General features: G+C 74.0%; 13 protein-coding genes. 4 read left to right on the forward strand and 9 right to left on the reverse strand.

The features are described from left to right. Nucleotides 1–6: 6 nt before the first annotated feature. Nucleotides 7–609 (reverse strand): hypothetical protein, encoded by a 603-nt coding sequence (locus GA0070612_RS29765; RefSeq protein WP_157742642.1) that lies wholly within the window; start codon nt 607–609, stop codon nt 7–9. A 138-nt stretch (nt 610–747) separates the two neighbouring features. On the opposite strand from GA0070612_RS29765, the gene GA0070612_RS29770 reads away from it, so the two are divergent. Continuing rightward, entirely contained in the window at nt 748–1,548 is an 801-nt protein-coding gene (locus tag GA0070612_RS29770) for an SAM hydrolase/SAM-dependent halogenase family protein (protein ID WP_088990932.1), read from the forward strand. Between the two features lie 25 nt (nt 1,549–1,573). Further along, entirely contained in the window at nt 1,574–1,816 is a 243-nt protein-coding gene (locus GA0070612_RS29775) for a CPCC family cysteine-rich protein (RefSeq protein ID WP_088946738.1), read from the forward strand. 28 nt (nt 1,817–1,844) lie between these two features. On the opposite strand, the gene GA0070612_RS29780 is transcribed toward GA0070612_RS29775, so the two are convergent. Then, the gene (locus GA0070612_RS29780; RefSeq protein ID WP_088990933.1) at nt 1,845–3,104 is read right to left on the reverse strand and encodes a hypothetical protein; all 1,260 of its coding nucleotides are present in this window, start codon (nt 3,102–3,104) and stop codon (nt 1,845–1,847) included. A 109-nt stretch (nt 3,105–3,213) separates the two neighbouring features. Between GA0070612_RS29780 and GA0070612_RS29785 the strand changes: the two genes are divergently transcribed. Together GA0070612_RS29785 and GA0070612_RS29790 are read left to right on the forward strand one after the other, a co-directional pair. Continuing rightward, the gene (locus GA0070612_RS29785) at nt 3,214–4,023 is read left to right on the forward strand and encodes a DNA-formamidopyrimidine glycosylase family protein (protein ID WP_088990934.1); all 810 of its coding nucleotides are present in this window, start codon (nt 3,214–3,216) and stop codon (nt 4,021–4,023) included. Nucleotides 4,024–4,178: 155 nt separating this feature from the next. Next, complete coding sequence (locus tag GA0070612_RS29790) at nt 4,179–7,796, forward strand: multicopper oxidase domain-containing protein (RefSeq protein ID WP_088990935.1); 3,618 nt, start codon at nt 4,179–4,181, stop codon at nt 7,794–7,796. Nucleotides 7,797–7,815: 19 nt separating this feature from the next. On the opposite strand, the gene pspM is transcribed toward GA0070612_RS29790, so the two are convergent. The 7 genes from pspM to GA0070612_RS29825 form a co-directional block, all read right to left on the reverse strand. Beyond that, on the reverse strand, nt 7,816–8,601 hold the full coding sequence (gene pspM / locus GA0070612_RS29795) for a phage shock envelope stress response protein PspM (protein WP_088990936.1): 786 nt from the start codon (nt 8,599–8,601) through the stop codon (nt 7,816–7,818). Between the two features lie 23 nt (nt 8,602–8,624). Next, nucleotides 8,625–9,497 carry a PspA/IM30 family protein gene (locus GA0070612_RS29800; protein ID WP_088990937.1) on the reverse strand — a complete coding sequence of 291 codons (873 nt, stop codon included), beginning with the start codon at nt 9,495–9,497 and terminating at the stop codon, nt 8,625–8,627. A gap of 196 nt (nt 9,498–9,693) precedes the next feature. Next, nucleotides 9,694–10,134, reverse strand: a complete 441-nt coding sequence (locus GA0070612_RS29805; RefSeq protein WP_088990938.1) for a helix-turn-helix domain-containing protein — start codon at nt 10,132–10,134, stop codon at nt 9,694–9,696. Nucleotides 10,135–10,287: 153 nt separating this feature from the next. Next, a complete protein-coding gene (locus tag GA0070612_RS29810; protein WP_408630523.1) occupies nt 10,288–10,971 on the reverse strand; it encodes a CinA family protein in 684 nt (227 codons plus the stop codon). Nucleotides 10,972–11,070: 99 nt separating this feature from the next. Next, the gene (gene pgsA, locus GA0070612_RS29815) at nt 11,071–11,664 is read right to left on the reverse strand and encodes a CDP-diacylglycerol--glycerol-3-phosphate 3-phosphatidyltransferase (protein WP_088990939.1); all 594 of its coding nucleotides are present in this window, start codon (nt 11,662–11,664) and stop codon (nt 11,071–11,073) included. A gap of 77 nt (nt 11,665–11,741) precedes the next feature. After that, a complete protein-coding gene (gene rimO, locus GA0070612_RS29820) occupies nt 11,742–13,250 on the reverse strand; it encodes a 30S ribosomal protein S12 methylthiotransferase RimO (RefSeq protein WP_088990940.1) in 1,509 nt (502 codons plus the stop codon). A gap of 114 nt (nt 13,251–13,364) precedes the next feature. Beyond that, a complete protein-coding gene (locus GA0070612_RS29825) occupies nt 13,365–14,288 on the reverse strand; it encodes an ornithine cyclodeaminase family protein (protein ID WP_088990941.1) in 924 nt (307 codons plus the stop codon). Nucleotides 14,289–14,369 lie beyond the last annotated feature (81 nt).

Below are 14,369 nucleotides of genomic sequence, written 5' to 3' on the forward strand. Positions count from 1 at the left end.
CCACGCTCAGCCGAGGCCGTTGAGCACCTTCTCGTAGCGCAGACGGTCGGCGGCCGGGGTCTTCGCCGCCAGGTAGTTGAGCACCACAGTGCCCCGTCGGTACGACTGACCGCCCCAGGTCTCGGCGATGTCGCTGGCGCTGGTCTCGTCGGGGAACACGTACACCGTGACGGCGTCGGTGGCGACGATCTCGGAGCAGCCCAGGCCCAGCCCGTCCGGTCCGCAGTCGACCGAGCGGTCCCTCGGGTGCGGCACCTTCAGGCCCGCGGCCCTGAACGCGCTGACCACCTGCGTGGCACCCGGGGCCCCGGCCGGCCGCTGCGGCAGCACCACCGGCGGCGGGCTGGCCGGACGGCGCTGCGTGGGCCCCTGCGGCGGGAGGGACGGCGCGCCGGATCCTGGGGCCGGCGGCGGTGCGACCCCGTCGGTGCTGGGCGGGGCAGCCGAGGGAGTCGGCGCACCCGGGAGACCGGTGGCCGCCGGGGCCGAGAAGGACGAGACGCTGGGGGCCGCGCTCGACGGGCCCGCGTCGCCGTCACCGCTGCAACCAGCGGTGACGGCGACGACGACCAGCAGGGCTCCGACGGCGGGCAGGCTCCGAAGTGTCACCAACGCAGTCTGCACAACCGCGCCGGACGGCGCGAGGGGCCGGTCGGTCACCGCGCTGTCCCGTTTCCGCCAGCCACCGGTCGACCACCGTCGGCCGTCCGGGAACGACGTGTCGTCGCTCGGGGTTAGCCTGCGGGCATGTCCGCCACGCCCTGGATCTCCCTGACCACCGACTACGGTCTCACCGACGGCTTCGTGGCCGCCTGCCACGGGGTGATCGCCCGGCTCGCGCCGGCCGTCCGGGTCATCGACGTGACCCATCTGGTGCCACCGGCGGACGTCCGTCGGGGCGCGGCGGTGCTGGCGCAGACGGTGCCGCACCTGCCCGTCGGCGTGCACGTGGCGGTGGTCGACCCGGGGGTGGGTACCGCCCGACGGGGAGTCGCGCTGGCCACCCCCGGTGGGTTGCTGGTCGGCCCCGACAACGGACTGCTGCCGGATGCCGCCGCCGCTCTCGGCGGGGTGACCGCCGCGGTGCAGCTGACCGAGCCGCGCTGGCTGGCCGATCAGGTGTCCCGCACGTTCCACGGGCGGGACGTCTTCGCGCCGGCGGCGGCCCGGCTGGCCCTCGGCGCGCCGCTGGCCGAGGCGGGTCCCCCGGTCGATCCGGCGGACCTGGTCCGGCTGCCGACGCCGACGTTGACCGTGGACGACGAGGGCTTCACCGCCGAGGTGTCGACTGTGGACCATTTCGGCAATGTCCAGTTGGCCGCACCAGCGCGCCTGCTCGACCCGCTTCCGGCGACGCTGCGGGTCGGGCCGCCCGGTGCGGAGCCGTCCCGACCGGCCGTGCGGGGCCGGACCTTCGCCGACGCCCCGGCCGATGGTCTGGTGGTGTACGTCGACTCGGCTGATCTGGTGGCGGTCGCGGTCAACGGCGGGAGGGCGGTGGACCTCCTCCGGGTGGCCCCGGGTGACGTCCTGCGGGTTTCCCGCTGATATTCGACTGTGGAATGCTGCCCCGGTGGGTGAACAAGTGGTTCCCGTGGGTTGTCCCTGCTGCGCCTCACGGACCGGCGGGGGGACCTGCCCGGTCTGCTTCTGGACCGACGACGGCCAGACCGACGCCGACGCCGACGCGGTCCGGGGCGGCCCGAACGGCGACCTGAGCCTTTCGCACGCCCGACTCAACTACGCCGTCTACGGCGCCAGCCACCCGCGCTACCAGGACATGGTGCGGCAGGCCCGCCCCGACGAGCGCCCCTGACTCCACACCCGACGGGGCGGTGCGCGGCTCAGCAGACCGGCACGCTGCCGCCGTACACGCTGGAGATGTAGGCGTGGCTGACGTACTGCCCGGTCGCCAGGCGGTTCCAGCGGGTGGTGGTGCGGTAGGGCCCGGCCACCGACTGTCCGGTGACGTAGCACTGGATCGGCACGTGGGCCAGCCGGGCGGCGAGGCCCCGCACGGCGTACGAGGTGCCGGCCCCGGAGCGGATGTTGAGCGGGCCGCCACCGACCACGCCCCTCGGTCCGCCACCGGTCCACAGGTAGGCGACGTCCACCCAGGCGTTGGTGGTCAGCTGGAGGCCGTCCCAGAAGGTGCCGTCGGCGAGGTCGATGCCGGCCGGGTTGAGCACGGTCCGCCCGAACTGGTCCCGCCCACCGTTGTAACCGGACTGGTACGCGGCCTGCGCCTCGGGCCGGCCCTGCGGCAGGTCCTTCCAGTTCTCCCGTACGGATGAGGGGTTCCAGTAGTCGTCGCGGGTGTTCCACGGCCCGACGTCCCAGACCGGCGCGTACTCGCAGCGGGCGCCGTTGGTCGTGCAGACCCGCACCGTGTAGTCGCCGGTGTTGAGCGGGGACAGGCCGCGCCGCGACGGCAGCGCCACGAAGTGGTCGCGGGGTTGCACGGTACGGCCGTTGGCGGTCACCTCGCCGACCAGTCCGACGCGGGTGGCGTACACCCGGTAGGTGCGGCCGGGTGTGGCGGCGGACACGGCGGTTGTCGCGTCGGCGGTGAGCCGCACGCCGCGTACGGTCGCGGTGGCACCGTCGTTGGTCGCGGTGAGCACCACCCGGGTCTGCACCCGGGTGACCGATCTGTCGAAGACCGCGCCGGCGGTGGCGGTCTGCCACTCCGTCCAGCCGAGGGTCCGCCAGCCGCGGACCTGTGCCTCGACTGTCGCGCCGGTGGGGACCGACGCGTCGATCTCGGCGCGGACCCGGGTGGCCGGCCGGGCGAGGGTGCGGGAGCTGGTCAGCAGCATCCCTTCGGCGACGGCGCTGTGCGGGCTTCGCGCGCGGTGTCCGCTGGCCCGTGTCTCGCGCAGCCGCAGCCCGGCGGCGGTCCGTCGGACGTTGACGTCGTCGCGGTCCACGACGGAGAGGTCGGCGTGCCACTGTTCGCCGCTCGGGGCGGCGGCGAGGACGAGCGGACTGTGGGGTGCGGCGTCGGCGACGCCGCCGACGGTGGGTAGGAGCGCGGCGGTGAGCAGGAGGGCGGACGTGGCGACGAGGGCGGCGGACGGGATACGACAACGAGGTCGCGTCATGGGCATTCTCCTCAGAACCCCTTGACCTTCGCATGTCGGGAGATCATGAGGAACCTGAGTACAAATAGCGACACATGCGAATTCTGCTCGAAAGAGGGAGGATGGCAGGGTGCCCGAAGGAGACACCGTCTGGAACACCGCCCGCGTGCTGCACCGCGCGCTCGCCGGTGCGCGGATCACCAGCAGTGACTTCCGTGTGCCGCAGCTCGCGACCACCGACCTCAGCGGCTGGACCGTGCGCGAGTCGGCCAGCCGGGGCAAGCACCTGCTGCTGCGCCTCAGCGCCCCCGACGAGGCTCCCTGGACCCTGCACTCACATCTCAGGATGGACGGCGCCTGGCGGGCGTACGCGCCGGGGGAACGCTGGAACGGGCGGCCCGCGCACCTGATCCGGGTGGTGCTGCGCAGCCCCGGTGCCGTCGCGGTCGGCTACCACCTGCACGAGATGGCCCTGGTGCCGACCGCCGAGGAGGACGGGCTGGTCGGTCACCTCGGGCCCGATCTGCTCGGCCCGGACTGGGATCCGGCCGAGGCCGTCCGCCGGCTCGCCGACCACCCGGAGCAGACCATCGGCGAGGCGCTGCTCGACCAACGCAACCTGGCCGGGGTGGGCAACCTCTACAAGTGCGAGGTGCTGTTCCTGCGGGGTGTGTCGCCCTGGACGCCGGTCGACGCGGTGCCGGACCTGCCCGGCATGGTGACCCTGGCGCAGCGGCTGCTCGCCGCCAACCGTGGCCGGTGGACGCAGAGCAGCACCGGCTCGTTGCACCGGGGGCAGACCAGCTACGTGTACGGTCGCCGCGCCCAGCCCTGCCGCCGCTGCGGCACCGCGATCCGCAAGGAGGAGCTGGGCGACCGGGTCACCTACTGGTGCCCGGTGTGCCAACCCGAACGCCCCGGCCCACCCACTCCGGGCTGACCAGCGCGACGTTCTCCCAGAAACGGACGATTGGGTAATTCCTATCCGGTCGCCGGAGTCGCATGCTGCGGTTGAACCCTCACCGACCGTCAGCAGAGTGCCGAGGTCCGCCACGTCGGGGTGGCGGACGTCGTGCCCCGACCCCGGGGAGAGTCATGGCGATGTTCCGCAGACTCCGCTCCACCTTCTTCGAGCGGACGACCCGCGACACGGGCGACACCGCCAGCGGCCGGACGGTGTCCGTGCCCGCCGCGCGTACCGCCGAGGAGACCGCTCCGGCCCCGAGCCTGGACCCGGCCGTGGTGCCACGATGCTTCGGCCCGGTGCCCAACTTCGCCCACAGCCCCCGGCCGAAGCGTGATCCCGACGGACGGGTGGTGCCCGGCACCGGGCTGCGCAAGTTCGTCGACCCGCTGCCCGCTCCGGGCCGGCACTGCCGCACCGACCTCGGCAGCCACCTGCCGGTGGCGGCGCCGGACACGATCAGCTATCCGGGCTGCGACTACTACGAGATCGGCCTGCAGGAGTACGCGCAGCGGCTGCACCGGGACCTGCCGGCCACCCGGCTGCGCGGCTACCGGCAGCTGAACCTGGGCACCGACGCGACGGGCCACAACACGGTGGCACCCCCCGACCGGCCGTGGCACCTCGGCCCGATGATCCTCGCCCGCCGGGGCCGACCCGTCCGGGTCAAGTTCATCAACCAGCTCCCCACCGGCCGGGCCGGCGAGCTGTTCCTGCCGGTGGACGACACCATCGCCGGCGCCGGTCTCGGCCCGCTGGACGGACCGGCGCCGTACCCGCAGAACCGGGCCGTGCTGCACCTGGCCGGGGCGCGGACCGGCTGGACCAGCGCCGGCAACCCCGGGCAGTGGATCACCCCGGCCGGGGAGATCACCCCGTACCCCACCGGGGTCGGCGTGACCCACGTGCCGGACATGCCGGCACCGGGAGCGGGTGCCACGACGCTCTACTACCCGAACGACCAGAGCGGCCGGCTGCTGTGGTGGCACGACAACACCGCCGGCCTGGCCCGGCTCACCGTCTACGGTGGGCAGCTCGCCCTCTACCTGCTCACCGACCCGGCCGAGGATGAGCTCGTCGCCGACGGGGTGCTCCCGGCCGACCAGCTCCCCCTGGTGATCGAGGACAAGACGTTCGTGCCGGACGACACCCAACTCGCCGCCGAGGACCCGACCTGGGACCGGGAACGCTGGGGCGCCCGGGGCAGCCTCTGGCACCCACACGTGTACCAGCCCCGGCAGAACCCGTACCGGTCCGGCGGACGCAACCCGACCGGCCGGTGGGACTACGGCCCCTGGTCGCACAACCCCACACCGGACAGCGTCCACACCGACGGCTGGGCCCCGAACCCCCACCACGACCCGGTCGACGCGCCGGACGAGCCACCACTGAGCCCCGACCTGCCGCACCCCTCCGCGGTCCCCGAGGCGTACGGCGACACCCCGCTCGTCAACGGCGTCGCCTACCCGTACCTGGAGGTGCTACCGCGCGCGTACCGGTTCCGGATCCTCAACGCCTGCCTGGACCGCAACCTGAACCTCCAGCTCTACCGCGCCCGCTCCGACGGGGAGATGTGGACGGCCGACGGCGCGCTGGCCGACGCGGACGCCGGTGAGGTGCCGATGGTGCCCGCCGTACGGGCGGCGGACCGTCCGCCGGGCTGGCCGACCGACGGACGCGACGGCGGGGTGCCCGACCCCCGCGCGGCCGGGCCCGAGTTCGTCCAGATCGGGAACGAGGCCGGGCTGCTGCCCGCGCCGGTGGTGCTGCCGAACCGACCGATCGGCTACCGGTACGACCGGCTCGACCCGACAGTGCTCAACGTCGACGGGCACACCCTGCTGCTCGCCCCGGGCGAGCGGGCCGACGTGCTCGTCGACTTCTCCGCCGTACCGCCGGGCAGCACCCTGATCCTCTACAACGACGCGCCGGCGCCGCTGCCCGGCTACGACCCCCGCTACGACCAGCACACCGACGCGCCGGACCGCACCGCCGAGGGTGGCCCGCCCCCCACCGAGCCGGGGTACGGCCCGAACACCCGGACCCTGCTCCAGTTCCGGGTGAGTGGGGAGCCGGCGCAGCCGTACGACCTGCAGCGGCTGCGCGAGCGGCTACCAGTGGCGTACGCGGCCAGCCAGCGCCCGCCGATCGTGCCGCAGCCGGCCTACGACGCGGCGTTCGGCACGCGTACCGGGTCGGAGACGACGGTGCCGGTGCACGCCAGCACCGTGACGTTCACCCCGACGGGCAGCGCCGGCCCGGTCACCCTGCCGATCACGGCCAAGGCCGCGCAGCAGGTGTTCGAGCCGGACCATGGCCGGCTGGCCGGTCGGCTCGGCGTCGGGCACCCGCACGCCGGGCCGCTCAACCCGACGACGCTGCCGCTGGGCCCCACCGACCCGGTCACCGAGGTGCTCTTCGCCACCGACCCCGCCGTGCCGGTGGGCGCGCCGGGCGACGGCACCCAATTCTGGCGGATCAGTGGCAACGTCCGGCAGACCGAGCCGCTGCACTTCGGTGGCTGCGACGTGCAGGTGGTCAACCGGGTCGGCTGGGACGGCACGGTGCGGCCACCGCACGGCAACGAGCTGGGCTGGAAGGACACCGTCCGGGTCAACCCCCGGGAGGACGTCGTGGTGGCGTTGCGTCCGGTCGCCCCGGCGCTGCCGTTCAAGCTGGGTGACAGCGTCCGCCTGCTCGACCACTGTCGCCCGGCCGGTGCCCGTACCGGGTCGACGCCGGTCAGCCCCACGGACGGGCGACCCGCCACCGTGGTCAACCAACTGGTCAACCTGGGCTGGGAGTACCGCTGGCACAGCCGGCTCGCCGGCCACCGCGACGGGGGAATGACCCGGCCACTGGTGCTGCGGGTGGCGCCGAAGGCACCGACCGGGCTGACCGCCACGCCGGTGTCCGGCTCGGCCACCGCGCTACCCGCGATCGCCCTGGCCTGGACCGGCAACGGCGGGCGTCCACCAGCGACCAGCCACCTGCTGCAACGGGCCACCGACGCGACGTTCGGCGGCGAGGTCACCACGATCACCGTCGCGGCCACCGCCACCCGGTACACCGACGCGACGGTCACCCCCGGCGTCACGTACCACTACCGGATCCGGGCGGAGAACACCGTCGGCTACTCGTCCTGGTCGAACGGGGTACCCGCCTCGGTGCACCTGGCCGCCCCGAGCGGCCTGGTCGCGGCGCTCCCGCCGGCCGCACCGCTGCGGGTGGCGCTGCGCTGGTCGAACCGCTCGTTCGCCACCGGCATCGACGTGCAGCGGGCGACCAACCCCACGTTCACCAGCGGCCCGGGCACCACGGCCATCGGGGTCGCCGACAACCACCTGGACGTCACCGTCGCGCCGGACACCACGTACTACTACCGGGTGCGGACCACCTACCTGGGCGCCGCCTCGGCCTGGTCGACGGTCGCCACGGTGACCTCGCCACCAGCGCCGGGCACCCCCACCGGGGTGAGCGCCACCGCCAACGCGCCCGGCCCGGACACCGCGACGGTGATCCTGGCCTGGGCGGCGAGCACACCCACCGGGCAGGGGTCCGGGTTCATCGTGCAGCGGGCCCTCGACCCGGCGTTCGACCGGGAGGTCGCCACCTTCACGGTGACCGGTAGGGGTTTCACCAACACCGGCCTGGCCCGGGGCGTGACCTACCACTACCGGATCCGGTCGTTCAACGTCGTGGGCAGCTCGCCGTACACCGGCCCGGTGGTGGTCACGACCCCACCGTGACGGCCCGGCGCGGCCCGGTTCAGTGGGTGGGCGCGCGCAGTGGTGTGCCGACGGCACGCAGCTCGGCGAGCGCGCCGGCAACACCGTGCAGCAGGTCGGTCGCCTCGGTGAGCCGGTCGGCGGCCGGGTGGGCGGTGTCCGGGCGGGCATCCTCGGCCAGGTAACCGGCGGCGGCGACCACCAACCGTTCGTAGGCGGCGACCCCGCTCTCCAGTTGGGCGGTCAGCACGGCGTGCGCCTCGGCCAGCGGTGCCCGCGCGTCGGCCGGGGCCAGCCGCAGCGCTCGTTCGACACTGGCCACCCGGGACGCCAGGTCGCGCAAAGAATCGTCGGCGGCGGCGGCCTCCTGCACCGCGGGCTCGGCCAGCCCGGTGAGCCGGGGAGCCATCCCGGCCAGGGTGAGGGCTGCCCGGTCCAGGCGGGCCCACTGCTCGCCCGCGCTGGTGCCGCGTAGGGCGATCCGGGAGCGGACCCGGCGAACCTCGGCCAGCACACCCGGGCCGACGGGCAGCCGCTCGACGGCGGCGACCAACCGGGCCCGCGACCGGGCCGCGGCCTCGGCCGGGTCGAGCGCGGGGGGTGCCGGCTGGGCGGCCAGGGCACGCACGTCGATCCACCGCCAGGCGGCGAGCGCCACCGCGCTGCCCGCGGCGCCGGCCCAGGCCGCGTCGGGCAGACCGAGGCCGGCGTACGGGGTCAGCACCGCCGCGGCACCACTGAGCCCGCCGGCCAGCACACTCCATCGTCGGGCGGACCGGCGCAGCCGACCCAGCCTCCGGAAGTAACGCGTCCGCTCGTCTGCCACCCTGACCCCCTCGGTCCGCTCGTTCAGCCGGCGGCGGTCGGATCGCCGGTGCCCCGCTCGCGAGCCATGCTGGCGCGCAGCTCGTCCAGCCGGGCGGCGGCCGCCGGATCGTTGGCCGGGCCGGCCTTCTCGGCCTGCGGCACTGCCGGTCGCTGCGACGCGCCGCCGAGCTGCTCCCCCGCCATGCTGGACCGGATCTGCTCCAGTCTCGCGGAACCCGCCGAGTCGATGGTGGCCTTCTGAATCTCCAGCATCCGTCCTTCGACGGAGTTGCCGGCCAGCTCGGCGCGACCCATCGCGTTGGCGTAGCGCCGCTCGATGCGGTCGCGCACCTCGTCCAGCGACGGGGTGTTGGTGGGCGCGGTCAGCGACGACATCGACTCCAGCGAACGGGCCACCGACTCCTGCATCTTGGCCTGCTCCAGCTGGCTGAGCAGCTTGGTGCGCTCGGCGAGCTTCTGCTGGAGGATCATCGAGTTGTTCTCGACCGCCCGGCGGGCCTGGGCTGCGGCACCCAACGCCTGGTCGTGCAGGGTCTTCAGGTCCTCGGTGGCCTGCTCGGCGGAGACCAGCTGAGTGGCCAGGGTCTGTGCCGACTGCTCGAACCGGGTCGCCTCGGCCTCGTCACCCTTGGCCCGGGCCTGGTCGGACAGCACGAGGGCCTGTCGGGCGTTGCCCTGGAGCCGCTCGACCTCGGACATCTGCCGGGAGAGCTTCATCTCCAGCTGACGCTGGTTGCCGATCACCGCGGCGGCCTGCTGGACCAGCGCCTGGTGCTGCCGCTGGGCATCCTCGATGGCCTGCTGGATCTGCACCTTGGGGTCGGCGTGCTCGTCGATCTTGGCACCGAAGAGCGCCATCAGATAGTTCCAACCCTTGACGAACGGGTTCGCCATCTCCGCGGTATCCCCTCAGTCGCGTCGCTCCACCACGGTCGGGTCGGACAGGCCGACCACGACCGGCCGGTCTCCATCGTCCCAGTCGAACGCCAACGAGGGCACCCTTACCGTTGGTCGACTGCACCGGCAGCTCCTGCCGGCCACCCTACGCGGCCGGGGCCAACCCGCCCACGGTCGAACCGGAAGGATGGGGTCAGGCCGCGCAGACCACGTCGCGGTCGCGCTCGGTCGGGCGCACGCGCGCGCTGCGCAGCGTGGCCTTGAGCGGCGAATCCTGGCGGACCGACACGGCGACCTTGCCGTCGGAGGTGACCTGGCGGACGCCCCGGCTGGTGCTCTTGGCGGCCGCGGCGCCGTCGGCCGGCTCCTCCTGCATCGAGACCAGCACACCCGGCATCTGCTCGGCGAGCGCCACTGTGTCGCTCACCTCGCGCAGCAGCTCGGACAGGCGGGCGCCGAGGGCGTCGCAGATCGCGGCGAGCAGCTCGCTGGACGGCTCCTTGTGCCCCCGCTCGATCTCGGAGAGGTAGCCGAGGCTGACGTTGGCGGCGGTGGAGACCTCACGCAGCGTGCGCTGCTGCCCCTGACGGCGCGCTCGCAGTGCGTCACCGATCACCCGGCGTAGCAGGATCATCGCACCTCCCCCTGAGGGATACCTCGCGCTCGCCGCTGGCAGCCGGTCGCGGTGGAACCGCGCCGACCCCGAACGTCGGAGCCTTCCCGCAACCGTACCCGTTGCGAGCCCGGGCGACATCCCGCCCCGCCCGTCAGTTCGTCGGCACGGGGCTCACCGGTGGCCGGCGCCGGTCGTCCCCGCCCTGCCCGGAGGGGTCCCGGTCGGGGTCCGCGAGGTTTCCGGCGGGGGTACGACTTCTGGGGTGTCGGGGTCGGCGGTCGGGGCGCCCGGGAGTGCCTCCTGGGCGTCGACGTCGTAGATCCGCTCGGCGAGCAGCCGCAGCGCCTCGATCACCGCTGTCACGCGGACGTGTTCCCGGCCGCCGTCGAGGTCGAGGTGACGGACCTCCGCGCCGTTGGCCCCGGCGACCGCCACGTAGACCAGACCGACCGGTTTGCCGTCCTGCGGTTCCGGGCCGGCGACGCCGGTGGTGGCGACCCCCCAGTCCGCGCCGCAGCGCTCGCGCCCACCCTCGGCCAACGCCGCCGCCACGTCCGGGTCCACCGGTCCCCGCTCGGACAGCAGGTCGGCGGGTACGCCAGCCAGGCTGTCCTTCAGGTCGGTGGCGTAGACCACGAGCCCACCCCGGTAGATCGCGCTCACCCCGGCGACGTCCACGATCGAGGCGGCCAGCAGACCGCCGGTGAGCGATTCGACGGTGGCCAGGGTCTCGTGCCGCTGCGCCAGCCGGTGCACCACCGCTGCCGCCGCGCTGCCCGCCACCGCGTCGTCCGAGACACCGACCTCATGGTGTCCGAAACCAGCGTCCCGCCGCGTCGACCCGTCCGTTGCCACGCACCAATCCTTCCCCACCGACCGGTCCCCAACCCTGCCGGCCCGGACGCGTCGATCATGGGGTTGACCTCCCGACACGCCGGCCCGCAGGGGTGCGGGTCAGCGAGGGCGACGGAGGCGGAGCGCCTGGGCGATGTAGTCGAAGCCGGTGGCGACAGTGACCAGGACGGCGGCGCCCATGATCCACGGGCCGACGGCGGCGAGGGCGGCCGGCATCGGCCAGAGGTACCACGCGATGGCGAGGATCTGGAGCGCCGTCTTGAGCTTGCCGCCCCGGCTGGCGGCAATCACGCCGTGCCGGATCACCCAGAACCGCAGCCCGGTGATGCCCAGCTCGCGAACCAGGATCACCGCGGTCACCCACCAGGGCAGTTGGTCGTACCAGGAGAGCAGCACCAGGGCCGCTCCGGTGAGCGCCTTGTCGGCGATCGGGTCGGCCACCTTGCCGACCGAGGTGACCAGCCCGAAGCGGCGGGCGATCCAGCCGTCCACCAGGTCCGTCGCCGAGGCCACCGCGAAGATCAGGCAGGCCGCCATCCGCCAGCCCACGTGGGTCATCCCGGAAACGATCACCGACGCGGCGAAGACCGGTACGAGGACCAGCCGCAGGGCGGTCAGCGCGTTGGCCGCGTTGAGGACGGGCACCACGGCCGCCACCGCCGGGCCGGGCGTCGACTCCGTCGCCCCGGTCACCTCGGCACTCCGCTTCGGCTGCCGCGGCGTTGCCGGCACCGCACCACGTGGCTCCCCCGCTCCGCTCGGGCCCGCCGTCACCGTGCCGCGCCGGGCGCCGCCGAGATCATCTCATCCGGCACGGCGAGCAGGTCCACCCCTTCGGTGCCGGTCACCGTCGCGCGCACCAGATCACCGGGACGAAGCGCGGCCAGGTCGACCCCGCCGTCAGCCGGCGCGACCAGGGTGGTCGAACCGTCGACCTCCGGCGCCTGGTGCGCCGCCCGCCCCTCCACCACGCCGTCCGTGATCGAGTCGACGAGCACCTCGACGGTCGAGCCGAGCCGGTCCTCGGCCCGCTGCGAGCACAGCTCGTCGGCGAGCGCGCTGAGCCGGTCGTACCGCCGCTTGATCGTCGCGGCGGAGACCTTGCCGGGCAGCCCGGCGGCCTCGGTGCCGTCCTCGTCGCTGTAGTCGAACACGCCGATCGCGTCGAGCCGGGCCTCGGTCAGGAACCGCACCAGCTCGTCGACGTCGGCGCGGGTCTCACCGGGGAAGCCGACGATGAAGTTGCTCCGGGCACCCGCGTCCGGGGCCAGCGCACGCGCGGTCGCCAAAAGCTCCAGAAACCGGTCGGTGGAGCCGAAACGCCGCATCCGGCGCAGCACCGGCTCGCTGGAGTGCTGGAACGACAGGTCGAAGTACGCGGCCACACCCGGGGTGTTGGCGATCGCCTCGACCAGCCCGGGGCGGGTCTCGGCCGGCTGGAGGTAGCTCGCCCGCACCCGGACGATGCCGCTCACCGCGGCGAGCTGCGGCAGCAGCTTCTCCAGCGCCCGCGGGTCGCCCAGGTCCTTGCCGTACGAGGTGGAGTTCTCGCTGACCAGCACCAGCTCGCGTACGCCGGTCTTGGCCAGCCACTCCGCCTCGGCGAGCAGCTCGTCCGGCGTACGCGACACGAACGCCCCACGGAAGGCGGGGATGGCACAGAAGGCGCACCGCCGGTCACAGCCGCTGGCGAGCTTCAGCGAGGCCACCGGGCCGGTGTCCAGCCGGCGGCGCAGCACCTGCCGCAGGTGCGCCGGGGTGTGCTCGTCGGTGTCGACGGCCGTGCGGGTGACGGTGCCGTGTCCGGGCAGGGACACCGCGCTGTCGCGCCGCTTCACCGGGGTCAACGGCAGCAGCTCACGCCGGTCCCGGGGGGTGTGTGCGGTGACCTGCTCACCGGCGACGACAGCGTTCAGCCGGGCGGCGATGTCCGGGTAGTCGTCGAAGCTCAACACCGCCTGGGCCTCGGGCAGGCTGTCGGCGAGCTCCCGGCCGTACCGCTCGGCCATGCAGCCGGCCGCGACGACCTTGGCGCCGGTGCCGGCGGCGGCGAGCAGGGTCTGGATGGAATCCTGCTTGGCCTTCTCCACGAAACCGCAGGTGTTGACGACCACCACGTCGGCGCCCTCGCCGTCGGTGCTCACCTGCCAGCCGTCGGCGTGCAGCCGGGCGGCCAGCTCCTCCGAGTCGACCTCGTTGCGGGCACAGCCGAGGGTCAGCAGGGCGACGCGGCGGCCCTCGGCGTCGTCGGAAGGAGAAGGAGCGGTGGCAGACACCATCCGAGGGTACCGGGCCGGTCGGGGCGGCCCACGCACGCGGGCGGCCGGGACCGCTACCCACGTCGGTGTGCTCGGTCACTGGGCAGGTCCGCCGATCACCGCCAGCGGTGTCGGTCAACGCGCTGCGGCGGCCACCCGGGTCAGCGCGTCGAGCAGGAAGACCTCGGTCCCGGCCAGGCCGGTGGAGCAGAAGACCGAGACCTGGTCCGCGGTGGTCCGGCCCGGGGCCACGCCGGCCAGGATGCCGCCCAGGTCACCCAACCGCCCGGCGTACGGAGGTGTGGCCGCGAGCATCGGCGGCTGGTAGTCCGCCGCCTGGGTCGGCGAGTCGGTGACCAGCAGGTCCGCGACGTCCAGCAGGTCGGTGCCGAACTCGCTGCGGTCGAGCTGCTTGAAGCCGACCGCGTTGACGTGGGTGCCGGGGCTGAGGTCGGCGGCGCGGAGCACCGGGGTCGGGCTGGTGGTCGCGAGCACCACCACGTCCCGCCCGGCCACTGCCGATCCCGGGCTGGTCACCGCGCGGGCCGGCACACCCAGCTCGGCGCGGACCCGGGCGGCGAAGGCGTCCCGCCGTGCGGCGGAGCGGCTGTGCACGACGACCTCCCGCAACGGGCGGACCGCGGCGGCGGCCCACACCTGCGTCCAGGCCTGCCGGCCGGAGCCGATCACCCCGAGGCTGGCCGCGTCCGGGCGGGCCAGCGCGTCGATCGCGACACCCCCCAGCCCTCCGGTACGGCGGGAACCCAGCTCTTCGCCCACCGCCACCGCCCGCACCGCCCCGGTTCGGCCGTCGTGCAGCACCACCAACTGCTCCCCCTGCGGGTAGCCGAAGGTGTCGTACGAGCGGAAGCCGTACCACTCGCCGACCAGGTGCCCGGCGGTGAGCACCATCCGCCCACCGTCCAGCGGGGCGGCGGTCCGGGGCGGGGCGATCAGACGTCCCTCGTACGCGGCCAGGAGGGCGGCGCGCATGGCGTCGACCGTGGTGGCGGCGTCCAGGGCGGCGGCGACCTCGGGGTCGGCGTAGAGCAGGGTCATGATTGCCATCCTGCAAGTTGAAGTCAGGTGCAGGTCAACACGTGGTGGTGGTCGTCACCACCTGCCCCCGGACGCCGGTGC

The sequence above is a fragment of the Micromonospora chokoriensis genome (genome assembly GCF_900091505.1).
GTDB lineage: Bacteria > Actinomycetota > Actinomycetes > Mycobacteriales > Micromonosporaceae > Micromonospora > Micromonospora chokoriensis.